The organism is Pseudomonas sp. GV071 (assembly GCF_003050835.1).
Classification (GTDB): Bacteria; Pseudomonadota; Gammaproteobacteria; order Pseudomonadales; family Pseudomonadaceae; genus Aquipseudomonas.
Window position 1 is genome coordinate 128010 of the sequence record NZ_QAOJ01000008.1, and the last position, 25315, is coordinate 153324.

The 25315-nt window shown below is 61.0% G+C and carries 22 protein-coding genes; 8 read left to right on the forward strand and 14 right to left on the reverse strand.

The features are described 5' to 3' along the window. Nucleotides 1–94 precede the first annotated feature (94 nt). The 6 genes from C8K61_RS16710 to gcl all read right to left on the reverse strand — a co-directional run bounded on the left by C8K61_RS16710 (nucleotide 95) and on the right by gcl (nucleotide 7891). The gene (locus tag C8K61_RS16710; protein ID WP_108097430.1) at nucleotides 95–1012 is read right to left on the reverse strand and encodes an urea transporter; all 918 of its coding nucleotides are present in this window, start codon (nucleotides 1010–1012) and stop codon (nucleotides 95–97) included. 302 nt (nucleotides 1013–1314) lie between these two features. Beyond that, entirely contained in the window at nucleotides 1315–2745 is a 1431-nt protein-coding gene (gene pyk / locus C8K61_RS16715) for a pyruvate kinase (protein WP_108097429.1), read from the reverse strand. Next, on the reverse strand, nucleotides 2742–4016 hold the full coding sequence (locus C8K61_RS16720; protein WP_108097428.1) for a glycerate kinase: 1275 nt from the start codon (nucleotides 4014–4016) through the stop codon (nucleotides 2742–2744). Before C8K61_RS16720 ends, pyk begins: the two co-directional genes overlap by 4 nt. A gap of 256 nt (nucleotides 4017–4272) precedes the next feature. After that, on the reverse strand, nucleotides 4273–5163 hold the full coding sequence (locus C8K61_RS16725; RefSeq protein ID WP_108097427.1) for a 2-hydroxy-3-oxopropionate reductase: 891 nt from the start codon (nucleotides 5161–5163) through the stop codon (nucleotides 4273–4275). A gap of 11 nt (nucleotides 5164–5174) precedes the next feature. Beyond that, a complete protein-coding gene (hyi, locus tag C8K61_RS16730; RefSeq protein WP_108097426.1) occupies nucleotides 5175–5957 on the reverse strand; it encodes a hydroxypyruvate isomerase in 783 nt (260 codons plus the stop codon). 158 nt (nucleotides 5958–6115) lie between these two features. Further along, nucleotides 6116–7891: a glyoxylate carboligase gene (gcl, locus tag C8K61_RS16735; protein ID WP_108097425.1), complete on the reverse strand. Its 1776-nt coding sequence runs from the start codon at nucleotides 7889–7891 to the stop codon at nucleotides 6116–6118. Nucleotides 7892–8207: 316 nt separating this feature from the next. Between gcl and C8K61_RS16740 the strand changes: the two genes are divergently transcribed. Further along, a complete protein-coding gene (locus C8K61_RS16740) occupies nucleotides 8208–8639 on the forward strand; it encodes a heme-binding protein (protein ID WP_108097424.1) in 432 nt (143 codons plus the stop codon). A gap of 84 nt (nucleotides 8640–8723) precedes the next feature. Here the strand turns inward: C8K61_RS16740 and C8K61_RS16745 are convergent, their stop codons facing one another. Continuing rightward, on the reverse strand, nucleotides 8724–9362 hold the full coding sequence (locus C8K61_RS16745) for a TetR/AcrR family transcriptional regulator (RefSeq protein WP_108097423.1): 639 nt from the start codon (nucleotides 9360–9362) through the stop codon (nucleotides 8724–8726). A gap of 249 nt (nucleotides 9363–9611) precedes the next feature. Between C8K61_RS16745 and moaA the strand changes: the two genes are divergently transcribed. The 3 genes from moaA (at nucleotide 9612) to C8K61_RS16760 (ending at nucleotide 12204) form a co-directional block, all read left to right on the forward strand. After that, a complete protein-coding gene (gene moaA / locus C8K61_RS16750) occupies nucleotides 9612–10616 on the forward strand; it encodes a GTP 3',8-cyclase MoaA (RefSeq protein WP_178086470.1) in 1005 nt (334 codons plus the stop codon). 124 nt (nucleotides 10617–10740) lie between these two features. Continuing rightward, nucleotides 10741–11556, forward strand: a complete 816-nt coding sequence (locus C8K61_RS16755; protein ID WP_256589473.1) for an ABC transporter substrate-binding protein — start codon at nucleotides 10741–10743, stop codon at nucleotides 11554–11556. Nucleotides 11557–11754: 198 nt separating this feature from the next. Beyond that, nucleotides 11755–12204: a PA2169 family four-helix-bundle protein gene (locus C8K61_RS16760; protein ID WP_108097422.1), complete on the forward strand. Its 450-nt coding sequence runs from the start codon at nucleotides 11755–11757 to the stop codon at nucleotides 12202–12204. 267 nt (nucleotides 12205–12471) lie between these two features. On the opposite strand, the gene C8K61_RS16765 is transcribed toward C8K61_RS16760, so the two are convergent. The 6 genes from C8K61_RS16765 to C8K61_RS16790 all read right to left on the reverse strand — a co-directional run bounded on the left by C8K61_RS16765 (nucleotide 12472) and on the right by C8K61_RS16790 (nucleotide 17984). Next, nucleotides 12472–13284 (reverse strand): outer membrane protein OmpK, encoded by an 813-nt coding sequence (locus C8K61_RS16765; RefSeq protein ID WP_108097421.1) that lies wholly within the window; start codon nucleotides 13282–13284, stop codon nucleotides 12472–12474. A gap of 114 nt (nucleotides 13285–13398) precedes the next feature. Then, on the reverse strand, nucleotides 13399–14865 hold the full coding sequence (locus C8K61_RS16770; RefSeq protein WP_108097420.1) for a nucleobase:cation symporter-2 family protein: 1467 nt from the start codon (nucleotides 14863–14865) through the stop codon (nucleotides 13399–13401). Between the two features lie 307 nt (nucleotides 14866–15172). Further along, nucleotides 15173–15820, reverse strand: a complete 648-nt coding sequence (locus tag C8K61_RS16775; protein ID WP_108097419.1) for a 7-cyano-7-deazaguanine/7-aminomethyl-7-deazaguanine transporter — start codon at nucleotides 15818–15820, stop codon at nucleotides 15173–15175. A 117-nt stretch (nucleotides 15821–15937) separates the two neighbouring features. Next, complete coding sequence (locus tag C8K61_RS16780) at nucleotides 15938–16258, reverse strand: hypothetical protein (RefSeq protein ID WP_108097418.1); 321 nt, start codon at nucleotides 16256–16258, stop codon at nucleotides 15938–15940. Next, nucleotides 16255–16797, reverse strand: coding sequence for a thiamine pyrophosphate-binding protein (locus C8K61_RS16785; protein ID WP_108097417.1), 543 nt, complete (start codon nucleotides 16795–16797; stop codon nucleotides 16255–16257). The genes C8K61_RS16780 and C8K61_RS16785 overlap by 4 nt, the downstream gene beginning before the upstream one ends. Next, on the reverse strand, nucleotides 16794–17984 hold the full coding sequence (locus C8K61_RS16790; RefSeq protein WP_108097416.1) for a PepSY domain-containing protein: 1191 nt from the start codon (nucleotides 17982–17984) through the stop codon (nucleotides 16794–16796). The genes C8K61_RS16785 and C8K61_RS16790 overlap by 4 nt, the downstream gene beginning before the upstream one ends. A gap of 385 nt (nucleotides 17985–18369) precedes the next feature. Here C8K61_RS16790 and C8K61_RS16800 point away from each other — a divergent pair, with 385 nt between their 5' ends. Beyond that, complete coding sequence (locus C8K61_RS16800; protein ID WP_108097414.1) at nucleotides 18370–18705, forward strand: hypothetical protein; 336 nt, start codon at nucleotides 18370–18372, stop codon at nucleotides 18703–18705. A 161-nt stretch (nucleotides 18706–18866) separates the two neighbouring features. On the opposite strand, the gene rne is transcribed toward C8K61_RS16800, so the two are convergent. Beyond that, nucleotides 18867–22004 (reverse strand): ribonuclease E, encoded by a 3138-nt coding sequence (gene rne / locus C8K61_RS16805; protein ID WP_108097413.1) that lies wholly within the window; start codon nucleotides 22002–22004, stop codon nucleotides 18867–18869. A 568-nt stretch (nucleotides 22005–22572) separates the two neighbouring features. Here rne and rluC point away from each other — a divergent pair. Genes rluC through C8K61_RS16825 form a run of 3 tightly spaced genes read left to right on the forward strand, consistent with a single transcriptional unit; the run spans nucleotide 22573 to nucleotide 25166 of the window. Beyond that, nucleotides 22573–23529 carry a 23S rRNA pseudouridine(955/2504/2580) synthase RluC gene (gene rluC / locus C8K61_RS16815; RefSeq protein WP_108097411.1) on the forward strand — a complete coding sequence of 319 codons (957 nt, stop codon included), beginning with the start codon at nucleotides 22573–22575 and terminating at the stop codon, nucleotides 23527–23529. Next, entirely contained in the window at nucleotides 23519–24226 is a 708-nt protein-coding gene (locus C8K61_RS16820) for an HAD-IA family hydrolase (RefSeq protein ID WP_108097410.1), read from the forward strand. Before rluC ends, C8K61_RS16820 begins: the two co-directional genes overlap by 11 nt. After that, a complete protein-coding gene (locus C8K61_RS16825) occupies nucleotides 24207–25166 on the forward strand; it encodes a S49 family peptidase (RefSeq protein WP_108097409.1) in 960 nt (319 codons plus the stop codon). Before C8K61_RS16820 ends, C8K61_RS16825 begins: the two co-directional genes overlap by 20 nt. Nucleotides 25167–25315: the final 149 nt, after the last annotated feature.

Below are 25315 nucleotides of genomic sequence, written 5' to 3' on the forward strand. Positions count from 1 at the left end.
GAGCCGGCCTAGTGCCGGCTTTTTTGTGGGCGATTAGAAAGCATCGCGGCTAAAGCCCCTCCCACATAAATCGAGGCTCTTTGTGGGAGGGGCTTTAGCCGCGAGCTTTTGATTTTTTGAGGGGCTGCTTGGGCCGCGAATCCTCGGCCCCTCGCCGTAACGTGCGATGCGTCGCCTGCACCAGCCAGCAGGCCAGAATAAACGGCGCCGTCAGCTCCGGCAGGGCAAAGGCGGCAAAACCCGGCTGCAAGGGCAGGGCGAGCAAAATCCCCAGCAGAATAATCGCCGGGTTGCGGTACACCTGGCTCAGCGCCACGCCCACCAGCGCGCCGTTGTAGCCATACAAACCGTTCAGCGCATGGTCCGTGGACCATCCCTGTTGCAGCGCCACCGCCAGGCCGATGGCCGAGCCCAGCACGGCCCATGCGGCCGCACGGCGGCTGGCGAGGAACAGACCAAGCAGCAGAATGGCGCCGGCCAGCGGTTCACCGAGAAATACCACCTGGCCGATGCCTTTGAGCAGCGCCGCGCCGATGCCGAGCACATCCAAACTCACTGGCACGCTCGGCCACACCTGCAGCGGTGGTGCCAGGGTGGCGGGCAGCAAACTCAATACCAACCAACTCAGCCCCACGAACGGGGCGGTAAAGGCCGGCAGCCATTGGCGTTGGCGGTTGCCGCGCATCAAGCGGTTGAGCACCAGGCTGGAAGCGCCGGCGCTGGCGATGATCAACAGCGGCAGCAACGCCGACCAGGTGAAGCGGTTGCACAGCATCAGGCCCAGCAGCACGCCGTTGTAGCTGTACAGACCGGCGTCGATATCGGCCTGGGTGTAGCCGCGGCGACGCGCCACCAGGGCGGCGGTCAAGCCACCGAGCAGAGCACCGCCAAGCAGGTCCGGCGCGCCGACAGCAATGGCCAACAGGCACAACGCGCCGAACAGCGGATGCTGCTGGAGGAAGATCTGGCTGCAGCCGTTGAGCAGGGCTTTGCCGTAGGTGAATTGGGTCATTGTCGGTGTGGCCTGTTGGGCTTCGCGTTGCTCAACCCAACCTACAAATCTACAAATCCGTAGGTTGGGTTGAGCAACGCGAAGCCCAACGATTCAAATAAAAAAAGGCGCCCAACGAGGGCACGAAGGACGCCTAACTGGCATGAACCAGATGGGATTTGGGTGTTCCTGTCCGGCTTCCGGGGCGTCGGCCATGCGGCGTTGAGACCCTGCGTGCGCTGCTCACGTAGTTAACTACGCTGCGTTGCTCCGCAGGGTCTCGCCTTGCCTGGCCTTAGCCCCGAAACCCTAGTTTCTGTGATTTACAGCAGTGTCTCGATCCGCAAGCTATTGGTAGTCCCCGACTGCCCAAACGGCATACCCGCTGTAATCACCACCGTATCCCCACGCTTGGCCATGTTCTGCGCCTGAGCGATTTCCAGTGCCGTGGTGGTGATCTCATCCACCTTGCTCAACCGCGCATTCACCACCGAGTAAATGCCCCAGGCCACGGTCAGGCGGCGGGCGGTCTGGATGTTCGGGGTCAGGCTGAGGATCGGTGCTTTCGGTCGCTCGCGGGAGGCGCGCAGGCTGGAGCTGCCGGATTCGGTGTAGTTGACCAGGGCCGCCACCGGCAGAATGCCGCTGATGCGCCGGATCGCGCAGCTGATGGCGTCCGAGGCGGTGGCTTCGGCGTTGGGGCGGCTGACGTCGAGCTGGGCCTGGAAGTCCGGGCCGTTTTCCACCTGGCGGATGATCTTGGCCATCATGCTCACGGCTTCCAGCGGGTAATCGCCGGAAGCGGTTTCGGCCGACAGCATCACCGCGTCGGTGCCTTCGGCCACGGCGTTGGCCACGTCGGTTACTTCGGCGCGGGTGGGGGCAGGGGAGAAGCGCATCGACTCCAGCATCTGCGTGGCCACCACCACCGGTTTACCCAACTGGCGGCAGGTGCGGATGATGTCTTTCTGAATGCGCGGCACGTTCTCGGCCGGCACTTCCACGCCCAGGTCGCCACGGGCCACCATGATCGCGTCGCACAGGCGGGCGATTTCTTCCAGGTGCTGCACCGCCGACGGTTTCTCGATTTTGGCCATCAGGAAGGCTTTGCCTTGGATCAGCTCGCGGGCCTCGATGATGTCTTCCGGGCGCTGCACGAACGACAGCGCCACCCAGTCCACGCCCAGTTGCAGGCCGAAGTCGAGGTCGACGCGGTCTTTGCTGGTCAGCGGGCTCAGCTGCAGCACGGCCTCGGGCACGTTCACGCCCTTGCGGTCGGACAGCTCACCGCCGGCACTCACCAGGGTGTCGACGCCGGTGTTCTGCTTGCGGGTAACTTCCAGGCGCAGGCGGCCATCGTCGAGCAACAGACTCATGCCCGGTTCCAGCGCTTCGATGATTTCCGGGTGCGGCAGGTTGACCCGGCGTTCATCGCCCGGGGTGCTGTCCAGGTCCAGGCGAAAGGCCTGCCCACGACTGAGGTTGACCTTGCCGGCGGCGAATTTGCCGACGCGCAGCTTGGGCCCTTGCAGGTCCATCAGAATGCCGATCGGGGTGTTCAGCTGGCGCTCGACTTCACGTACCCACTGGTAGCGTTGGGCGTGGTCGGCGTGTTCGCCGTGGCTGAAGTTCAGGCGGAACAGGTTCACCCCGGCTTCCACCAGGTGGCGAACGTCGTCCACGCCTTTTACGGCAGGGCCGAGGGTGGCGAGGATTTTTACTTTCTTATCGGACTTGGGCGTGTGCAGGCTCATTGGGCAGGCTTCTCAAGAATCAGAATGGCGCGAAAATCGTTGACGTTGGTCCGCGTCGGGCCGGTGACGATCAAGTCGTCCAGGGCCGCGAAGTAGCCATAGCCATTGTTGTTATCCAGCTCGTCGCTGGCGCTCAGGTTGAGGGCGGCGGCGCGGCTGTAGCTGCTCGGCGTCATCAGCGCGCCGGCGTTGTCTTCGGAGCCGTCGATGCCGTCGGTATCACCGGCCAGGGCATACACGCCCGGCAGGCCCTTGAGGCTTTCGGTGAGGCTCAGGAGGAATTCGGCGTTGCGCCCGCCGCGGCCTTTGCCGCGCACGGTGACGGTGGTTTCGCCGCCCGAGAGAATCACGCACGGCGGTTTGAGCGGCTGGCCATGCAGCTGGATCTGCCGGGCGATGCCGGCATGCACCTTGGCCACTTCCCGCGATTCGCCTTCCAGGTCGCCGAGGATCAGGGTCGGCAAACCGGCGGCTTGGGCCTTGGCGGCAGCGGCGTCGAGCGATTGCTGCGGGGTGGCGATCAGTTGGAAGTGGCTGCGGCTCAGGCACGGGTCGCCGGGTTTCACCGTTTCCGATTCCGGGCTGTTCAGCCAGGCGCGCACGTTGGCCGGAATCTCGATGCTGTAGCGGGCCAGAATCGCCAGCGCTTGCTGCGAGGTGGTGGGGTCGGCAACGGTTGGCCCGGAGGCGATCACCGTGGCTTCATCACCCGGTACATCGGAGATCGCGTAGGTGTATACGCTGGCTGGCCATGAGGCTTTGGCCAGACGCCCGCCCTTGATGGCCGAGAGGTGCTTGCGCACACAGTTCATCTCGCCAATGGTGGCGCCGGATTTCAGCAGGGCTTTGTTCATTGCCTGTTTGTCTTGCAGGCTGATGCCGGCAGCGGGCAGGGCCAGCAGCGAAGAGCCGCCGCCAGAGAGCAGGAAGATCACTCGATCGCTTTCCTGCAGATTGCTGACCAGCTCCAGCACGCGACGGGCGACGCGTTCGCCGGCGTCATCGGGAACCGGGTGGGCGGCTTCCACCACCTCGATCTTCTGGCAGTTGGCGCCGTGTTCGTAGCGGGTCACCACCAGGCCGGACACCTCGCCCTGCCACTCGCGCTCCACCACTTCGGCCATGGCCGCGGCGGCCTTGCCGGCGCCGATCACAATCACCCGGCCGCTGCGGTCAGCGGGCAGGTAATCGGCCAGTACCTGGCGCGGGTGGGCGGCGTCGATGGCGGTGGCGAACAGGTCGCGCAGCAGGGTTTTCGGGTCGAGGCTCATCAGGACTACTCCAAGCTCTTTTTTTGTTTTGGGTGCAGGTCGATTGCAGTCCACAACCCTCGTGCTCAAGGGCTGTGGACTGAAATCGACCCACCCGGCTCGCAGGCCGTGACACCGCTTGCCGGGCAGATCGAAAAAGGTCACCGCGAGCCCGAAGGCTCGCGGTGTGTAGGTTGGGCTAAGTGCAGTGCAGCCCAACAAGCGGGGAGGCCATTTTTCAGGCAGCGCCCCACCCAGCCCAACCCACGTATCGCTTTCAGTCCTTACGGATCGAGAAGTTGGCCATGTGTTCCAGGCCTTTGATCAGTGCCGAGTGGTCCCAGTTGCTGCCACCGATGGCCGCGCAGGTGCTGAACACTTGCTGGGCGTTGGCGGTGTTTGGCAGGTTCAGGCCCAGTTCCTTGGCGCCGGCCAGGGCCAGGTTCAGGTCTTTCTGGTGCAGGCTGATGCGGAAGCCCGGGTCGAAGGTGCCTTTGATCATGCGCTCGCCGTGCACTTCGAGAATCTTCGAGCCGGCGAAACCACCCATCAGCGCTTCACGCACCTTGGCTGGATCGGCGCCGTTCTTGGCGGCGAACAGCAGGGCTTCAGCAACGGCCTGAATGTTCAGGGCGACGATGATCTGGTTGGCGACCTTGGCGGTCTGACCGTCGCCATTGCCGCCGACGCGGGTGATGTTCTTGCCCATGGCCTGGAACAGCGGCAGGGCGCGTTCGAAGGCTTTCTCGCAACCGCCGACCATGATCGACAGGGTGGCTGCTTTGGCGCCCACTTCACCGCCGGAAACCGGGGCGTCGAGGTAGGCAGCGCCGGTGGCTTTGATTTTCTCGGCGAAGGCTTTGGTGGCGGTAGGGGAGATCGAGCTCATGTCGATGACCACTTTGCCGGCGCCTGCGCCTTCAACGACGCCGTCCTTGCGGAACAGTACGTCTTCAACCTGGGGGGTATCCGGCACCATGATGATGATGAATTCGGATTCCTGCGCCACTTCCTTCGGGTTGGCCAGGCCAACGCCGTTTTCGCCCAGCAGGTCTGCCGGCGCCTTGTCGAAGTGCTCGGAGAAGAACAGGGTGTGACCTGCTTTTTGCAGGTTCTGGGCCATGGGTTTGCCCATGATGCCGGTGCCGATAAAGCCGATTTTAGCCATGGAGGTTCTCCTTAAATGGCGTTATGAGTCTTGAGCCAGCCGAGGCCGGCAGCGGTGGTGGTGGCAGGCTTGTATTCACAGCCGACCCAGCCCTGGTAACCAATGCGGTCCAGGTGCGCGAACAGGAAGCGGTAGTTGATTTCGCCCGTGCCTGGCTCGTTGCGGCCGGGGTTGTCGGCCAGCTGCACGTGGTTGATCACGGCCAGGTTGCCTTCCAGGCTGCGGGCCAGATCCCCTTCCATGATTTGCATGTGGTAGATGTCGTACTGCAGGAACAGGTTGCTGCTACCGACCTTGTCGCGAATGGCCAGGGCCTGCTTGGTGGTGTTCAGGTAGAAGCCTGGAATGTCGCGGGTGTTGATCATTTCCATGACCAACTTGATCCCGGCGGCTTGCAGCTTGTCGGCGGCGTACTTGAGGTTGTCGACGAAGGTCTGTTCAACCGTGGCGCAGTCCGGACCTTGCGGGCGGATACCGGCCAGGCAGTTGATCTGGCTATTGCCCAGTACCTTGGCGTAGCTGATGGCCTTGTCGACACCGGCGCGGAACTCTTCAACGCGGTCTGGGTGGCAGGCGATCCCGCGCTCACCCTTGGCCCAGTCACCAGCTGGCAGGTTGAACAGCACCTGCTCGAGCTTGTGCACGTTCAGACGGGCCTTGATTTCTTCGGCCGGGAAGTCATACGGAAACAGGTATTCAACGCCGCTGAAGCCGGCTTGGGCGGCAGCGTCGAAACGGTCCAGAAAGTCCACTTCGGTGAACAGCATGGACAGGTTGGCGGCAAAGCGTGGCATGGAGCTTCTCCTCGATTTGGCTGGGGAAGGAAGGGCAAAGGCCCCTCTCCCTAGCCCTCTCCCGCAGGCGGGAGAGGGGACAGTTTTGTGTAGGCGCTGAGGTCGTTTGTCTCCCCTTGCCCGCTCGCGGGAGAGGGGCTGGGGGAGAGGGCCGCCTTTTAATCCAGCAGCGAGATCGCAGTCGGCGCATCCGCCCCGGTCAACGCCAGGTCTTCAAACTCATTGACCGCGTTGATCTCGGTACCCATGGAGATGTTGGTCACGCGCTCCAGGATGATTTCCACCACCACCGGTACGCGGTACTGAGCCATCAGCTCCTGGGCCTGGCGCAAGGCCGGCTGGATGTCGTTCGGCTCGAACACGCGGATGGCCTTGCAACCCAGACCTTCGGCAACCGCGACATGGTCGACGCCATAGCCGTTGATTTCCGGTGCGTTGATGTTTTCGAAGGCCAGCTGCACGCAGTAGTCCATCTCGAAGCCACGCTGCGCCTGACGGATCAGGCCCAGGTAGGAGTTGTTCACCACCACGTGGATGTACGGCAGGTTGAACTGCGCGCCCACGGCCAGTTCTTCGATCATGAACTGGAAGTCGTAGTCGCCAGACAGCGCGACAACCTTGCGGGTTGGGTCGGCTTTAACCACACCGAGCGCTGCCGGAATGGTCCAGCCCAGGGGGCCGGCCTGGCCGCAGTTGATCCAGTGACGTGGTTTGTAGACGTGCAGGAACTGCGCGCCGGCAATCTGCGACAGACCGATGGTGCTGACGTAGCAGGTGTCTTTGCCGAACGCTTCGTTCATTTCTTCGTAAACGCGCTGCGGTTTTACCGGTACGTTTTCAAAGTGGGTTTTGCGCTGCAGGGTGCGCTTGCGCTGGTGGCAGGACTCCAGCCAGGCGGCACGGCTTTTCAGCTTGCCAGCGGCTTTCCATTCCTGGGCCACGGTGATGAACATATCCAGCGCGGCGCCGGCATCGGAGACGATGCCCAGGTCCGGGTTGAATACGCGACCGATCTGGGTTGGCTCGATGTCCACGTGAATAAAGCGACGGCCTTCGGTGTACACATCCACCGAACCGGTGTGGCGGTTGGCCCAGCGGTTACCGATACCGAACACCAGGTCCGATTCCAGCAGGGTGGCGTTGCCATAGCGGTGCGAGGTTTGCAGACCGACCATGCCGACCATCAGCGGGTGATCGTCCGGAATGGTGCCCCAGCCCATCAGGGTCGGAACCACCGGTACGCCAACCAGCTCGGCGAATTGCACCAGCTTGTCGCTGGCATCGGCGTTGATCACGCCACCACCGGCAACCAGCAGCGGGCGCTCGGCATCGTTCAACAGCGCCAGGGCTTTTTCGGCCTGGGCGCGGTTGGCGGCAGGGCGGCTCAGTGGCAGCGGTTGGTAGGCGTCGATATCGAATTCGATTTCCGCCATCTGCACGTCGAACGGCAGGTCGATCAGCACCGGGCCTGGGCGGCCGCTGCGCATTTCATAGAAGGCTTTCTGGAACGCGTAAGGCACCTGGCCCGGTTCCATGACGGTGGTCGCCCACTTGGTCACCGGCTTGACGATGCTGGTGATGTCGACGGCCTGGAAGTCTTCCTTGTGCATACGGGCACGCGGCGCCTGGCCTGTGATGCACAGAATCGGGATGGAGTCGGCGCTGGCGCTGTACAGACCAGTGACCATGTCGGTACCGGCAGGGCCGGAGGTGCCGATGCACACCCCGATGTTGCCAGCCTTGGTGCGGGTGTAACCCTCGGCCATGTGCGAAGCGCCTTCCACGTGGCGAGCCAGAACGTGGTCGATACCGCCGACTTTTTTCAGCGAGGCGTACAGGGGGTTGATCGCGGCGCCCGGAATACCAAACGCGGTGTCGACGCCTTCGCGGCGCATCACGAGGACGGCTGCCTCGATTGCTCTCATTTTGGCCATTTGTTGTGCCTCTTTTGTTCTTAAATTGTATACAACTTGCTGTGGCGGATTCTATTCAGGCCATGACTTTGCGGTCAACAATTTTTCTTGGGCAAAGCGCTGCGAGGCGAAATAGATTTAAAACGCCTGTTTTAGCTGGGGTTGTAGAGGGGGCAAGGGACTGGCTGTTTATGTATGTATACAAAAAAGTTTTTGATTGTATCGAATGCTTGCGTTTTTTGTTTTGGCTGCGATAGTTAAAGCCGTCTTCAGATTGCACCGTAGGCCTTGCCTCGGTGTGTTCCTACCGCTTTCCAATTACAAGAAAGGATCGAACATGAGCGCGCTAACCCTTGAAACCGCTACCCGCATCACTGCGCAAGCACAGTCCGCTGCCCGCGCTATTTCGACGGCGCCGCTGACCATTGCGGTGCTGGATGCCGGCGGCCATTTGATTTCGCTATTGCGTGAAGACGGCTCGAGCCTGCTGCGCCCGCAGATTGCCATCGGCAAGGCGTGGGGCGCAGTGGCGTTGGGCAAAGCGTCGCGGCAGATCGCCAGCGACGCGCAGCAGCGCCCGAGCTTTATCGCCGCGGTAAATACCCTGGCGCACGGCAATGTGATTCCGGCGCCGGGCGGCGTGCTGATTCGGGATGCGAACAATCAGGTGATCGGCGCCATCGGCATCAGCGGCGATACCTCGGACATCGATGAGCAATGCGCGGTGAAAGGGGTGTTGGCGGTGGGGTTGCAGGCGGATATTGGCTGAAGATCACGAGCATCGCGGCTGAAGCCGCTCCTACGGACTGCACAATTTGTAGGAGCGGCTTCAGCCGCGATTTACGATTTCCACTCAGCCAACGACCTTCACCGGCTTAACACTCCCCTCACTCACCTCACACCCGCCAATCACCATGCGAATGATGGTCTCGGCTGCCGCTTCATAGTCGGCGTCGTCGAGTTTGGCTTTGCCGGTGACGATCGAGATCTGCCAGTCGAAGTCGGCGTAGGTCTGGGTTGCGGCCCAGATGCTGAACAGCAGGTGGTGGGGGTCGACCTTGGCCATCAGGCCCTGATCGATCCAGGCCTGGATGCAGCTGATGTTGTGCTTGGCTTGCTCGTTGAGCTGGGCGGTCTGCTCGGCAGACAGGTGCGGGGCACCGTGCATGATTTCGCTGGCGAACACTTTCGAGGCATAGGCCAGGTCGCGGGAAATGCGGATTTTCGAGCGGATGTAGGCGCGTAAAACATCGGCCGGCTGGCCACCCTGGTTGAACGGCTGCGAGGCCGCCAGCAAGGGTTCGACGATGCTTTCCAGCACCTCGCGGTAAAGGTTTTCTTTGGACTTGAAGTAGTAATACACGTTGGGCTTGGGCAAGCCCGCCTTGGCGGCGATGTCGCTGGTCTTGGTGGCGGCGAAGCCCTTGTCGGCGAACTCTTCACTGGCCGCGCGCAGAATCAGCTCTTTGTTGCGCTCGCGAATACTGGTCATCTAAAGACTCTTTTTGCTGTGGCACCGCATCGATGGGCTTGCTGAGTGGTCGGGCATGGTAGCACCGCGTTTGCGCGGCGCTCAACGCCGTCATCCGGGATGGGTAGAGGCGTAGCCGAAACCCATCAATTCACAGAAATTGTTGTATACGCGATCAGCATTTTTTGGGTACATTCCTGACCTCGTGGTCAGCTAAAACCATAACAACAATTTTTCGGCTCCCAGAGCAGTTGGAGATCCGTCTTGTCCTTGCCGCTTGCACCTGACGCCAGCCTGGTCGACCCCTTCGGGCGGCGCATCACCTACCTGCGTCTGTCCGTCACCGACCGCTGCGATTTTCGTTGCACCTACTGCATGAGCGAAGACATGCAGTTCGCTCCGCGCGCGCAAATTCTTACCCTTGAAGAGCTGTACAACGTGGCCGATGCCTTTATCGGCCTGGGGGTTAAGCGCATCCGCATTACTGGGGGCGAGCCGCTGGTGCGTAAGGGCGTGGTCGGGTTGCTGGAACGCCTGGGCGCGCGCAGCGAGCTGGAAGACCTGGCGATCACCAGCAACGGTTCGCAGCTCATTGAAATGGCCGGGCAGTTGAAGGACGCCGGGGTCAAGCGCCTGAACATCAGCCTCGACTCCCTGCAGCGAGAACGCTTCGCCGCCTTTACCCGACGCGACAAACTCGACCAGGTACTGGCCGGTATCGACGCCGCGCAAGCCGCCGGTTTCAAGCGCATCAAACTCAACTGCGTGGTGCAGCAAGGCCGCAATGACGACGAAGTGCACGACCTGGTGCAGTTCGCCGTCGACCGTGGCCTGGACATCAGCTTTATCGAAGAAATGCCCCTGGGCACCATCACCAGCCACCAGCGCGAACACACGTTCTGCTCCAGCGACCAGGTGCGCGCGCGTATCGAAGAGCGCTTTGCCCTGGTACGCAGCAGCCGCGTTACCGGCGGCCCTTCGCGCTACTGGCAGGTGGTCGGCAGCGACACCCAGGTGGGTTTTATTTCGCCCCACAGCCACAACTTCTGCGGCGACTGCAACCGCGTGCGGGTGACCGCTGAAGGCAAGTTGGTCCTGTGCCTGGGCCACGAAGGCGCGCTGGACCTCAAACACCTCATGCGCGCCCACCCCGGCGACAGCCAGCGCCTGCGCGAAGCGCTGGTCAATGCGCTGCAACTGAAACCCGAACGCCACCACTTCGCCCAGCACGAGCAAGTGCAGGTGCTGCGGTTTATGAGCATGACGGGTGGGTAGGTAAAACCGTCCCGTAGGAGCGGCTTCAGCCGCGATGTGTTTGATTTTTTAAAAGCATCGCGGCTGAAGCCGCTCCTACAGAACTGCGCAATCTTCGCCATAAAAACAAGAAAGGAAGCCTGTTGTGAGAAAGCTCGTTTGCAGTGTGATCACCGCCTTGTTCGCCACCACCACCACCCACGCACAAACCTACGTGGTCGGCGTGGAAAACTCGCCGTTTATGCCGCACTTCAGCACGGACAAGCAGGGCGTCTATTCCGGCTTTGCCCGTGAAGTGCTCGACCTGTTTGCCGCCAAGGCCGGCATCCAACTGGAATACCGCGCGCTGCCAGTGGACCGCTTGCTGCCGGCCCTGCTGCAAGGCGATGTGGACTTCAAATACCCCGACAACCCCAACTGGGCGCAAGCGCAGAAAGCCGGCAAAAACGTGCAGTACAGCCAGGCGGTGGTGAACTACGTGGATGGCGTATTGGTGCCGCCCATGCAGCAGGGCATGGGCGTGGAAAAACTCCAGCGCCTGGCTATCGTGAGCGGCTGGACGCCCTGGGCGTACCAGTCGCGTATCGACGCCAAGCAAACCCAGTTGACCGCTAGCGAAGACCTGCCCGGCATGATCAAGCTGGCACTGAAGAAGGAAACCGATGGCGCCTACTTCAACGTGGTGGTCGCCACCTACTACCTCGACAATATCCGCGCCCGGCCCGGCGCATTGGTGTTCGACTCCAAGCTGCCGTTCACCCGTGGCACGTTCAACCTTTCCAGCACCAGACACCCGGAGCTGATTCAGCGCTTCGACCAGTTCCTCGCCGAGCAGCACGAGGCCATTGCCGCGCTAAAAGAGAAGTACCAGGTGGAGGCCAATCTGGACTCTGAATTTATGGGCATGGAGCAGTGGAAAGTCGATTTCCTCAAGCGCCAGAAGGCCAAACAGACGCCATAAAGCCGGTACGGCGACCAGCGGTTGCAGGCCCGATGTGGCCTGCCTTTGCCGCGTGATATCAGACCCTTGTCAGTGCGGCCTGTCGGCGGTTTGCCTGAACCTTTGGCCAATCGGCCACGTCCACTTTTGCGAGCGGTCGGTTAACCACACCGGCCAAAACGTGCAGCCACTGCTGCTCGCCAAAAGAGGATTTTGACCATGGAAACCAAAGACACCATTTCGCTGCTCAACAACCTGATCGAGACCAGCAAAGACGGCCAGAAAGGCTTCCGTGAGTGCGCGAACGACATCGAAAATACCGAACTCAAAGGCCTGTTCACCCAGCGCTCGGCCGAATGTGCCGCTGCTGCAGGTGAGCTGCAGCAGCTGGTACGCAGCCTGGGCGGCGACCCGGAAACCAGCTCCAGCGCCACCGGCACCCTGCACCGCGGTTGGGTGAACCTGAAAAGCGTACTTACCGGCCATAGCGAAAAAGCCATTCTCAACGAATGCGAGCGCGGCGAAGACGTAGCGCTCAAGCACTACAAAGAAGCCCTGGAAAAAGACCTGCCGTCCAACGTGCGCAGCATCCTGGAGAAACAGCGTCAGGGTGTGCAGCGCAACCATGATCAGGTGAAAGCGCTGCGCAATATGGCTCGCGCGAGCTAAGCAGTTTGGTTGTTATCGAGGGGCGCTCATCCGTCGTCCCTTGATGCAAAAGGGCGGGCCACCACACGGGGTCCGCCCTTTCTTCTTATGCTGCCTGGGCGACTTTCCCTCACCCTAGCCCTGTCCCTGAGGGAGAGGGGCCGGGGGTAAGGGTCGCGGCAAGCGCGCAGCGCAAAAAGGGGCGAGCCGTCCATAAGCCGGTTCGCCCCTTTATTGTTGCCCGAATGTCACTACCTACCCAGCGGACATTCGTACCTCACAGCTCAATCAGAAATGCACTTTCACCAGCAAGCTGGCGGTGTTCTGGTTGGTACCGTCAAGGATCTCGTCGCCGAGGAAGCTGTCGTTGTCGACGCCGTACTTGTCTTTCCAGTAGTCGTATTCGATACCGACGTACAGCTGCTTCGCGCCCCAGTTCAACGCCTTGCCCAGGTCATATTTGATCTGCGGGTTGAAGTGCAGGTTGGCGTGATAGGTGCCACGGGCGTTCTCGTCGTTGTCGACGACCCAGTCCATGAAACCATCGATAAGGATGTCGGAGTCGCCGACCGGAATGGTGTAGCTCCACGCCGGGGTGATCTGCCATACGTCATCACCCGGGCGGTTGCCTTCGGTCTGGCGGTTGTAGAAGTTGATCTGGAAGAAGTCGAACCCGGGGATGGCCAGGTCGAAGCCTGGGCCGATCAGGTACGACTCGACATCGCCTTCGCCGAATTCATAGGTCATCGCCAGCAATACGTCGGTGACCGGGCCGAAAGCAATCTTCTCGCCGGTAATCTTGCCCAGCGACAGGCGCGGGCTGAACTCACCGTAGTAGGTGTTGTTGCCAACACCGGCATCGGCTTTGCCGTTGTAGAAAATCTTGTCGATGAAAAGGAAGTTGTCTCCGTACTTCCAGCCGTCGGCGTGCTCGAAGGTTACGGTTTGCTGGATCTCAGGGTTGACCTTGAAATCCTGGCCATAGAGGTAGGTCAGGCTGTTGTTCTGCCATTGCAGCAGGTCATCCGCCAACGCAGCCTGGCTACCAGTAAACAGACCGGCTGACAGGGCGAGGCAGTGCGGCAAACGCTTCAGGTTCATGTGGTTTTCCTTGTTGTAGTGGTTTTACAGCGCTTTCCAGCCCGCGTACCGGCCAGCGCCCGCCACCGCAGCGGCGTGGGCGTGGTTCAGTACGCGGGTTGAAGAGGGGGGCGATCAGCTCTGCAGGCTGACTTTGCCGTTGCGGGCCAGATCGTTGGCGATGTCTTCGTCGCTCGGGTTCTGCATCACTTCCACGATCGATGCTTCCGGGTCGAATTCATCTTCTTCGATGGCATCCAGATACTCCTCCGGCAGGAAGATGTTCAACAGGATGGCCGCGAAGGCGCCGACGGTGATTGGCGATTCGAAGATGTTGTGCAGGGCGCTAGGCAGCTCGCGCAGTACTTCCGGCACGGCGGCGACGCCCAGGCCCAGCCCGAGGGAGATCGAGACGATAAGCATGTTGCGCCGGTGCAGGCCGGCCTCGGAGAGGATCTTGATCCCCGCCACCGCGACGGTGCCGAACATGATCAGGGTGGCGCCGCCCAATACCGGTTTGGGCATCAGTTGCAGCACCGCGCCGACCATCGGGAACAGGCCCAGCAACACCAGCAACGCAGCAATGAAGTACGCCACGTAACGGCTGGCCACACCGGTGAGTTGGATCACGCCGTTGTTCTGCGCGAAGGTCACCATCGGCATGCTGCTGAACACGGCGGCCATGGCCGAGTTGAGGCCGTCCGCCAGCAGGCCCGATTTGATCCGGCGGATATACACCGGACCACGCACTGGTTGCTGCGAGATCATTGAGTTGGCGGTGAGGTCGCCGGCCGCTTCCAGCGGGGTGATGAGAAAGATCACGGCCACCGGAATAAAGGCATAGAAGTCAAACGAGAAACCGTACTTGAACGGCATCGGGATGCTGACTGCCGGCACGTCCGGCATGGCGGCGAAGTCCACTTTGCCCATCGCCCAGGCCACCACAAAGCCGATACCCAGGCCGATGATGATCGCGGCCAGGCGCAGAATCGGCACGTCGAAACGGTTCAGCACGACGATGATCGCCAGCACCAGGAAGGCCAGGCCGAGGTTGCTCAGGGCACCGAGGTCGGCGGCACCGAAACCGCCGGCCATGTCGGTGACTGCCACCTTGATCAGCGACAGGCCCATCAGGGTGATGATGGTGCCGGTCACCACCGGGGTGATCAGCTTGCGCAGCTTGCCAATGAACTGGCTGAGGGCCACTTCGATAAACGCAGCGAGAAAACACACGCCAAAGATCGTCGAAAGAATTTCGTCGGTGCCGCCGCCACGGGATTTGACCATGAAGCCGGCGCTGAGAATCACGCTGATAAAGGCGAAGCTGGTGCCTTGCAGGCATAACAGGCCGGAGCCTATCGGGCCGAAGCGGCGTGCCTGAATGAAGGTGCCCAGCCCGGAGACGAACAGCGCCATGCTGATCAGGTACGGCACTTCACTCTGCAGGCCCAGTGCGCCGCCGATGATCAGGGTGGGGGTGATGATGCCAACGAAGCTGGCGAGAACGTGTTGCAGCGCGGCAAACAACGCGGCGCTGAAATGCGGGCGGTCGTCGAGGCCGTAAATAAGGTCCGAGCGGTTGGAGCTAGCGGGGGTTGTCATGATTTAGCCTGCCAATTGTTTTTGTTCGGTCATGGGCTTACGAGGGGTCACGGCCCTCCGTCTTTCCGGCAGTAAAATCTGTCTGCCTGGTCAGAATGTGCCGATCATAATCACTTGTGGACAGTATGTGGAACAATTTTATTTTGGATTGTGCACAAAAATTGATAGGCGGCTGAGCAGCGCCAAACTTAGGTGGGGGCGACGGCTTTTTTGTAGGAGCGGCTTTAGCCGCGATTGGCTGGACCTGCAAACCGCAGTATCAGATCAAGAGCATCGCGGCTGAAGCCGCTCCTGCGCAGAGGTGTGTTTATGCGCCCGGACGGCCCGCCAGTACGCGCAGAATGGCATTGAGCAGCACGCCATAGAGCGGCACGAACAGCAGCAAGCTGATGGTCAGCTTGACGCCGTAGTCGACGGTGGCGATTTCCACCCAGTGTTCGGCCATGAACGGATTACTGCTGTGCCAGAAGGCCACGGCGAAGAACACGAAGGTGTCCAGCAGGTTGCCGAAGATGGTCGATACCGTGGGCGCGATCCACCACTGGCGCAGGCGACGCAGGCGATCGAACACCTGGATATCGAGAATCTGGCCGAAGGCATAGGCGAGGAAGCTGGCCAGGGAAATGCGCAGCACGAACTCATTGAATTCCAGCAGCGCGCCAACGCCCCGAAAACTGGCTTCCTGAAACAGCACCGAGACGATGTACGAAACCACCAGCGCTGGCACCATCACCTGGGCGATCACCAGGCGCGCCGGACCTTTGCCGAGCAGGCGCACGGTCAAGTCGGTGGCCAGGAAGATAAACGGGAAGCTGAACGCGCCCCAGGTGGTATGCCAGCCGAACAGGGTGATCGGCAACTGCACCAGGTAGTTGCTGGCAATGATGATGAGGATGTGGAACAGCACCAGAAACGTCAGGGCGACGCGGCGGCGGTCTGGGTGAATCAGCGACATAGCGGGACCTTTTTGATCGATGGGGTTAGGGAACCCATGGAAACGGCGCGCATTCTACCTGCTGCGAGCCTCTGTTGCGTAGGGCGGATATCCCATCGGGATATCCGCCGCTCAGGCTCAGAGGAGAGGGATGTCGGTGTGGTCGATTTCCACGGTGTGCCCTGGGCCCAGTTCCATCAGCACATAAAACGCGCCCTCGGGGCGGGTGAAGGTGTAGCTGGAGTCAGCGCCGAGCTTGCCGGCCACCAAGGTCTTTTCGTCATGGCCGATCACATCCAGCGTGGCGCCGGGCAGGGCGGTGCCATCGGATAAACCGCCGGTGCAGCGCACCTGGTTGTTCTCAAGCGCGTGGCACTGGCAGTACAGACCATGGGCCAGCGCGTGGCTGCTGCTGGCCAGTGCCAGGGCGGCGAAAAGCAAAGAACGGGTGCGACTCATGGGCGGGCTCCAGGTTGGCGTTCGAGCCAGGTGACCAGGGAAGGGGAGGCTTGCGTCAGGGGAATGGCGGTCTGATGCACGCGGCCATCCCAGCCTTCCACCGTCAGCCACAGCTCACTGCTGGCGGTGGTGGTTTTTGGCACCACCACTTCGGCCATCAAGCGGTAGGGGCTGCCGGACAACAGGGCGCCGGCGGTGCGCAGGCTGCGCGGTTTGCCAATGCGCAGGTAAGCGGCTTTGACCTGTGGCAGGCAGGCCTGGCACAGGGCCACGGTGAACTCCTTCATATTGCCGGCCTGGCCTTCGGCCTCCGGTTCGCCGACATGCCATTCGGCCACCCGCGCCGTCCACGGGCCGACGGCAAACTCGCCGATGTCCCGTTCGCCAAGGCCGAGGGTGCCGCGAAACATCGCCGCGTTCTGCAGATAGGCCGGCATGAAGCCCAAGGGGATCAGCACCAACACGATGTTCAGGTGGAAGCGGTACTTGTGCCACAGGCGTTTGGCCGTGCTCTGTGGTTGGGCGATGGCGTTGCTCATGGCTGGCCCTCCGTTACCTGGCTGGGGGACAGTGTTTGTGTGCGCACCCGCTGTGCCCGTTTGGCCAGGTTGGCGGTGGCCTGCACCGTGCGTTTACTCCAGATCAGCAAGCCACTGAGCACCATCATGCTCAGCACCAGACCGAAGAAGAACCAGATCAGTTTGATCCACAACCCCCCAAAATCGCCGGTGTGCAGCGGGCGCATCGACTCGGTGACGAACTCCAGTGCGCTGCGGTCATCCAGCAGGTTGGCGCCCGCCACGGCGCCGGTGTAGGGGTTGATATCGGCGGTCTGAAACATCAGCGGGTACCAGCCGCGGCCACCGACGCTGTAGTGGCTGTAGGCATCTTCGGGCATGGAAATAAAGCTCACCTCGAGGCCTGGAATCTGTTCGGTGGCAATCGCGCTGATGCGGTCCAGGTCCAGTTGTTTGGGGGCCAGGCCATCGGCCGTCAGCGGCACTTCATGGCGGGCGACAAAGGCCGGCGGGCCTTCGGTGGAAATCGAAATATGCAGGTTCGACAGCAGCGCTTCGATCAGAAACCAGGTGCCGGTGATGGAGATCACCGCAATAAACCAGATCGACCAGATGCCGCTCAGGCGGTGGAAGTCGCCCCAGAAAATCCGTGCGCCCTGGTTGAAGCGCAGGCGCGGGGTGAAGAAGCCTTTCCAGAAGCGCTTGTACACCACCAGCCCGGTGATCAACGACACCAACAGCGGCAGGCCGAGTAACGACACCAGGTACCAACCCCAGCTATAGCCATTGGTAAAGGGCACCAGCCACCAGCCATGCAGGGCACGGGTGAAGGCCTGGAAGTCGAAGTTCGGGCTGACGCCCTGAATCGCCCCGGTATAGGGGTTGATGTACAGGCGGAAGGTGCCGCCACCCGGTTCGCTGACTTGGGCGGTGAGGGCGAAGTGTGATTCCTCCGGGCTGGACAGCCATTCCACCGCCAGCTCAGGGCGTTCCTGCTGGATGGCAGTGAGGATCTGGCCGTAGCTCAGCGGTTGGGTTTCGTCAGCGGGCTGGCTGGCGCGGATTTGCGGATTGGCCAGCCAGACGATTTCCTGGCTGACCACCGCCAGAGTGCCGGTGACGCACACAATCAGCAGAAAGAACCAGATGGGCAAGGCTAGCCAACTGTGTACGAGGAACCAGGTTTTGGCGCGGGTTTTTTTCGACATAAACAAGGGGCTTGGCAATAGGAGTAGGTCAGCGCGGGGTGCGCACTGCGGGAAAAGGAGGGGTGAAACTTTCGCGGTTTCAGACGTCTCTACCTACAAGACGGATAGCTGGCGCAAAACCCGCACCGGCAGATGCAAGGAAATGTTTCGTGGGGCGTGGCAGTAGCGGGGCGCAGAAAAATTTCGACCTATTGTCAGATTCTTTTGCGGTTTTTTCCCTGCTCATCCGTCTTGTTAATAAGGCGCCACATTTTTCCACGAGCGCCATGGTCAAGGAGTTGCACATGAAACAACCGATTCGACCGGACGAGGGCAGGGTAGCTCTGGGTCTGGACAACGTGCAGGGCGGCTACAACGTTGCCGCCCAGATGATGGAGGGGCAGGCATGAACCAACCCCAGATGCTGCGCCTGAGCGGTTTGCCGGTTCAACATGGCAACCAGCGCTTCAAACGCATTCTTGGTGCGGCAGGCCTGAAGTGCAGCCAGCCGCGGTTAAAGATTCTCGACGTGCTGTGTGAATGCAGCGAGCACGGCCAGGCGCTGACCTTGCAGGAAATGCATACACGCCTGATCGATGCCGAAGTGCCGATTTCCCAACTGTGCCTGAGCCAGGCCCTGCGCCGCATGTGGCAAGGCGGGTTGGTGTGGCGCAACGAGGACCACGGCTACGCCCTGGTGTCGGGCGTGTTGGATGTGGCCGAGCAGCGTAAAGCCGGCTGAAAAACATCGAGGCTGAAGCCTCTCCCACAGTGGTCCTCGTTTCCTGCGGGAGAGGGGGAGCGGCCATTCGATTCAGCCTCGCGTTGTTGATCTTTGACTTTTCTGGCGAGCAATAAAAAAGGGGATGCCACTGGCATCCCCTTTTTCATTTCTGCGAAGGCTTAAACGAGCGGCTTGCTCTCGTCCTTGTCTTCTTCTTTCTCTGTTTCGGCGATTTCTTCCGGCGCGGCGTTTGGCTCGACACTGGTTTCTTCGGCGATTACAGCCGGTTCAGCCACGTGCACTGGAGCGGGTTCGACCGCTTCTTCCTGCTTGGCTTGTTCGGCTTCAACAGTGTGCTCTACGTCAGCCACTGCGTGGGCAGTAACGCCAACCGGCTCAGCAGCAACTACCGCTTCGACCACGGCAGCGGAGGCTTCTTCAGCTTCCTTGGCCAGGCGCTCGGCTTCACGCTGACGGCGACGCACTTCACGTGGGTCGTTCGGCGCGCGGCCATTGCTGGCTACGACCGGTGCAGGCTCGGCAACCACTTCGGCAACCACGGCTACTTCGGCAACTTGCACCACCACTTCTGGTTCGGCGGCGACCGGAGCTGCTTCTGCTTCGACCGGTGCAGCTTCAGCGACAGCTGGCGCTTCCACGGCTGGTGCCGGTTCAGCGGCGACTGGTGTTTCGACAACTGCGGCTTCAGCAACAGGTGCTTCAACCGGCGCGGCTTCAACAGCGGCGGCAGCTTCTACGGCGGCCGCTTCAACGACGTTCGCTTCAACAGCAGCAACAGGTTCGCTACGCTCGGCTACCGGCGCTTCAACCGCTTCGCTGGCAGGAGCCTGCTCGGCAACGATCTCGCTGACTACAGCCGCAGTGGTAGCGGCTACAGCAACGGCGACTTCGGCGTTGGCGCTATTACCTTCGGTCTCGCCGTGGGTTTCTTCGCTGCTGCCTTCTTCGCTGCCTTCGATGATGTTGCCGTTGGCATCGCGCTGACGCTCACGACGGTTGCTGCGACGACGCTGACCACGGGAACGACGACGTGGACGCTCGCCACCTTCTGCGTTCTCTTGCTCTTCGTCGTGCTGCTCTTCGTTGTTCAGCAGTTCTTCTTCATTACCGTTGGCATCAGCGACTGGACGCAGTTGACGCTCTTCACGCGGGGCACGTGGCTGACGCTCTTCGCGCGGCTTGCGCTCGGCACGCTCTTCGCTCGGAGTCTCCTGACCCTGGGCGTCCAACGGCTCACGCAGTTCGCGTTGTGGGCGGTCTTCACGTGGGGCGCGGTCTTCGCGCGGAGCACGCGGCTCACGTGGTTTGCGCTCTTCACGCGGTGCACGTGGCGCACGTTCTTCGCGCGGAGCGCGCTCGGGTGCGGCTACGTCGTCGCGCGGTTCGCGTGGCTCACGGGCTTCACGAGGGGCGCGTTCTTCACGCGGCTCGCGCGGTGCACGTTCTTCACGTGGGCCACGGTCTTCACGCGGTTTGCGTTCTTCGTTGTCGCGACGGCCACCACGGTTGCGGTTCTGCTGACGGCCGTTACGACGCTCGTCGCTGCGCTGTGGGCGCTCGCTGGTGGTTTTCTTCTCGACGACGACTGGCTTCTCTTCTTCCTTGCCGGCGAACAGGCTGACCAGCGACTTCACCAGGCCCTTGAACAGGCTTGGTTCAGCGGCAGCGACAGGTTGCTCGTTGGCCGCGACCGGAGCCGGTGCGCGTTGCGGAGTGGTCTTGATCGCCGCTTCCTGGCGAACCAGGGTGCGGGTGGCGCTGGTCTGGGCGACTTCTTCCACTTCGGCGGCAGCCATTTCGTAGCTCGACTGCGAGGTCAGAGCTTCAGGGCTGTCATCACGGATACGCTGCACTTCGAAGTGCGGAGTTTCCAGGTGGTCGTTCGGCAGAATGACGATGCGTGCACGGGTACGCAGTTCGATCTTGGTGATCGAGTTGCGTTTTTCGTTGAGCAGGAAGGCGGCAACCGGAATCGGCACTTGCGCGCGGACTTCGGCGGTGCGGTCTTTCAGCGCTTCTTCTTCGATCAGGCGCAGGATCGCCAGCGACAGCGATTCCACATCACGGATGATGCCTTGGCCGTTGCAGCGCGGGCAGACGATGCCGCTGCCTTCTGCCAGGGACGGGCGCAGACGCTGACGGGACATTTCCAGCAGACCGAAACGCGAGATGCGGCCCACTTGGACGCGGGCGCGGTCGGCTTCCAGGCTTTCGCGGACTTTCTCTTCCACGGCGCGCTGGTTCTTGGCCGGGGTCATGTCGATGAAGTCGATCACGATCAGGCCGCCGATATCACGCAGGCGCAATTGGCGAGCGATTTCTTCGGCTGCTTCGAGGTTGGTCTGCAGTGCGGTTTCTTCGATGTCGCTGCCTTTGGTGGCGCGCGCCGAGTTGATGTCGATGGACACCAAGGCTTCGGTCGGATCGATGACGATGGAGCCGCCAGACGGCAACTTCACTTCGCGCTGGAAAGCGGTTTCGATCTGGCTTTCGATCTGGAAGCGGTTGAACAGCGGCACGCTGTCTTCGTACAGCTTGATCTTGCTGGCGTACTGCGGCATCACCTGGCGGATGAAGCTCAGGGCTTCTTCCTGGGCTTCAACGCTGTCGACCAATACTTCGCCGATGTCCTGGCGCAGGTAGTCGCGGATAGCGCGGATGATCACGTTGCTTTCCTGGTAGATCAGGAAAGGCGCAGCGCGGTCCAGCGAGGCTTCTTTGATAGCGGCCCACAGCTGCAGCAGGTAATCGAGGTCGCCCTGCATTTCGTCACTGCTGCGGCCCAGGCCTGCGGTGCGTACGATCAGGCCCATGTCGCTCGGAGCGACCAGGCCATTCAGCGCTTCGCGCAGTTCGTTACGTTCTTCGCCTTCGATGCGGCGCGAGATGCCACCGGCACGTGGGTTGTTGGGCATCAGAACCAGATAGCGACCGGCCAGGCTGATGAAGGTGGTGAGGGCGGCGCCCTTGTTACCACGTTCTTCTTTTTCCACCTGAACGATGACTTCCTGACCTTCGCTCAACACTTCTTTAATGTTGACGCGGCCTTCAGGGGCTTTCTTGAAGTATTCGCGGGAGATTTCTTTGAGGGGCAGGAAGCCATGGCGTTCGGAGCCGAAATCAACAAAAGCGGCTTCGAGGCTAGGTTCGATGCGGGTAATTTTACCCTTGTAGATGTTGGCCTTTTTCTGCTCGCGAGCGCCCGATTCAATATCGAGGTCGAAGAGTTTCTGACCATCTACCAGTGCGACACGCAACTCTTCAGGTTGAGTTGCGTTAATCAGCATTCTTTTCATGTAGTACCGTCGGTTTCCGGGCTGCCGGAAACGGCGTTCGGCACACACGACTCTCAGGGTCGGTGTCAGGGCTCGTCAGAAACGGTTGTAAGTCGTTCCATGTCTAACAACGCCGGCCAACGGGGCCGGGGTGGCGACGGACGTCTCCTGCTTGCTGTTGTGAAACAAGCACTTGGTCAGGAGGAGGAATCAACCAACGGGAGCGGACGAAATAACACGTCTTCTAAAGCTACGCAGTCCGAGGTTGTGCATCTCCACCCTACACGTATCGCTGAAAATCGGGTGCCGCTCGCAGAATCTGCAGCGGGTTGGCATTTACCGCTGACTCCCCCGAGGGCAGTCAACGCGTCATGGCTCAAGGCTTTATTTCCGAATTACTCGTGGCCTTTTTCAGCCATTCTTTACCGAGTAACCCGTCGGACGGCCTTACGTCCTGAATCAACTTTGCACACGGGAGGGGATGGCATGTTAGCGATCATCCGCAACCGGGCCACTTTTGGCGGCGTTCGGGACTATAGCAGCAATGATTAAGTGCTTCAAATCAATAAAAATTGTTATCATCGCGGCCATGACAGAACCCACTCCCCCTACCTCCGGCGTCCAGCTGCTCGAGGTTGAGCCGGAACTTGCCGGCCAGCGAATCGATAACTTCCTACGCACTCGTCTCAAAGGTGTGCCCAAGACTTTGATTTACCGAATTTTGCGCAAAGGCGAAGTTCGCGTGAATAAAGGCAGGATCAAACCCGAGTACAAACTGCAGGCCGGCGACATCGTGCGCGTGCCGCCGCTGCGCATGTCCGAGCCAGACGAAGAAGTGCCGTTGGCCCAGGGCCTGCTGGCGCGTTTGGAAGCCTCGATCGTTTACGAAGACAAAGCCCTGCTGGTGATCAACAAGCCGTCCGGTATTGCTGTGCATGGCGGTAGCGGTTTGAACTACGGGGTGATTGAAGCCTTCCGCCAGCTGCGGCCGGACTGCAAGGACCTGGAGTTGGTGCATCGCCTCGACCGCGATACCTCCGGGCTGCTGATGATCGCCAAGAAACGCAGCATGCTCCGTCATCTGCATGAAGCGCTGCGCAAAGACGGTATCGACAAGCGCTACATGGCGCTGGTGCGTGGCCATTGGGCTACCGCCAAGAAGCAGGTCAACGCGCCGTTGCTGAAGAGCAACCTGCGTTCCGGCGAGCGCATGGTCGAGATCAATGAAGAGGGCAAGGAAGCCTTGACCCTGTTCCGCGTGCTGCGCCGTTTCGGCGAGTTCGCCACTTTGGTCGAAGCCAAGCCGGTGACCGGGCGCACCCACCAGATTCGCGTGCACGCCAAGCATGCCGGGCATTGCATCGCCGGCGATCCCAAATACGGCGATGACGATTTCACCAGTGAAATTCGCGGCCTGGGCGGCAAGCGTCTGTTCCTGCATGCCTATGAGCTGAATGTGCCACTGCCTGAAGGTGGCGTGTTGAAGCTGGAAGCACCGGTCGATGACATGTGGCGCAAGACCGTGGAGCGTTTGAGTGCAGTCTGATTACCAACTGTTGATCTTTGACTGGGACGGCACGTTGGTTAACTCCATTGGCCGGATTGTCGCGGCGCTGCACATGGCTGCGCGTGAATGCGATCTGCCGCCGCGTAGCGATACCGAGCTCAAGGCCATCATTGGCCTGGGCCTGCCGGAAGTGGTGGTGGCGCTGTACCCCGATCTCGATGATGCCGAGCTGGCGCAGCGTTACTGCCGCGCCTACAGCGAGCATTACCTGGCGCTGGAGTCGACGCCCTCGCAGTTGTTTCCTGGGGTTGCCGAGGCGATGACAGCCTTCCGTGCTGCGGGTTATCAATTGGCGGTGGCGACCGGTAAAGGGCGTCACGGTTTGAACCGGGTATTGGCGGATCAGGGCTGGACTGAGTTCTTTGATATCACCCGCTGCGCCGATGAAACCGCGAGTAAACCTGAACCGCTGATGCTCGAGCAGATTCTTGAATTCTGCGGTGTTCCGGCCGAGCGCGCGTTGATGGTGGGCGACTCGGTTTTCGATCTGCAGATGGCGCGTAATGCGGGCATGGATTCGGTAGCGGTCGGTTACGGCGCGCAATCGCTGCAGACTCTAAGCGGCTGCGGCCCACGATTGATGGTTGAACATTTTTCCGAGCTGCGCGCCTGGCTGGACTCGCGCGGGGCTCACACAACGCTAGGGACGAGTGGATATGTCGAACGAGTCGAATGACGACAAAAGCTGGAAGTTGCTGGAAAAGACCCTGCTCGCCAGTGTGCAGGAGCAGCGTCGGGCGCGGCGCTGGGGCATTTTTTTCAAGACCCTGACCTTTATTTACCTGTTTGGCGTGATTCTCATGGTCACGCCAGGCTTGGACTTCTCCAAGGGCGCGTCGAAAAGCAAGTCGCACACCGCCGTGGTGGAAATCCGCGGCATGATCGCCGACCAGGAAGCGGCCAGCGCGGACAATATTGTCGGCAGCTTGCGCTCCGCGTTTGAGGATGCGAACACCAAGGGTGTGATCCTGCGCATCAACAGCCCGGGCGGCAGTCCGGTGCAGTCTGGCTACGTCTACGACGAAATCCGCCGCCTGCGCGGTGAGCATCCTGATATCAAGGTGTATGCGGTGATTTCCGATCTGGGTGCCTCGGGTGCCTATTACATCGCCAGCGCCGCTGACTCGATCTATGCCGACAAGGCCAGCCTGGTGGGTTCCATCGGCGTAACCGCGGCGACCTTTGGTTTCGTGGGTACCATGGAGAAGCTCGGCGTCGACCGTCGTGTCTACACCTCGGGTGAACACAAAGCCTTCCTTGATCCGTTCCAGCCGCAGAAAGCGGACGAGACGGCGTTCTGGCAAAGCGTGCTGAACACCACGCACAAACAGTTCATTGCCAGCGTCAAGCAAGGGCGTGGTGAGCGCCTGAAGGATGCTGAGCATCCGGAACTGTTCTCCGGCTTGATCTGGACCGGCGAGCAGGCGCTGCAGCTGGGCCTGATCGACGGCCTGGGCAATACCAGTTCGGTGGCGCGTGACGTGATCGGCGAGAAAGAGCTGGTGGATTACACCGTGCAGGAAACCCCGTTCGACCGTTTCGCGAAAAAGCTCGGTGCCAGCGTGGCTGAGCATGCGGCCATGTGGATGGGCTTTTCCGGGCCGACCCTGCGCTGATCGTTTCTGTCTTGCGAAAAAGCCCGGCTGATGCCGGGCTTTTTTATTGTGGTTGAAAGCATCGCGGCTGAAGCCGCTCCTACGGACCGGACAATCCGTAAGAGTGGCTTTTGCCGCGATACTTTTCGTTCGGCATATATAAAGGAGGG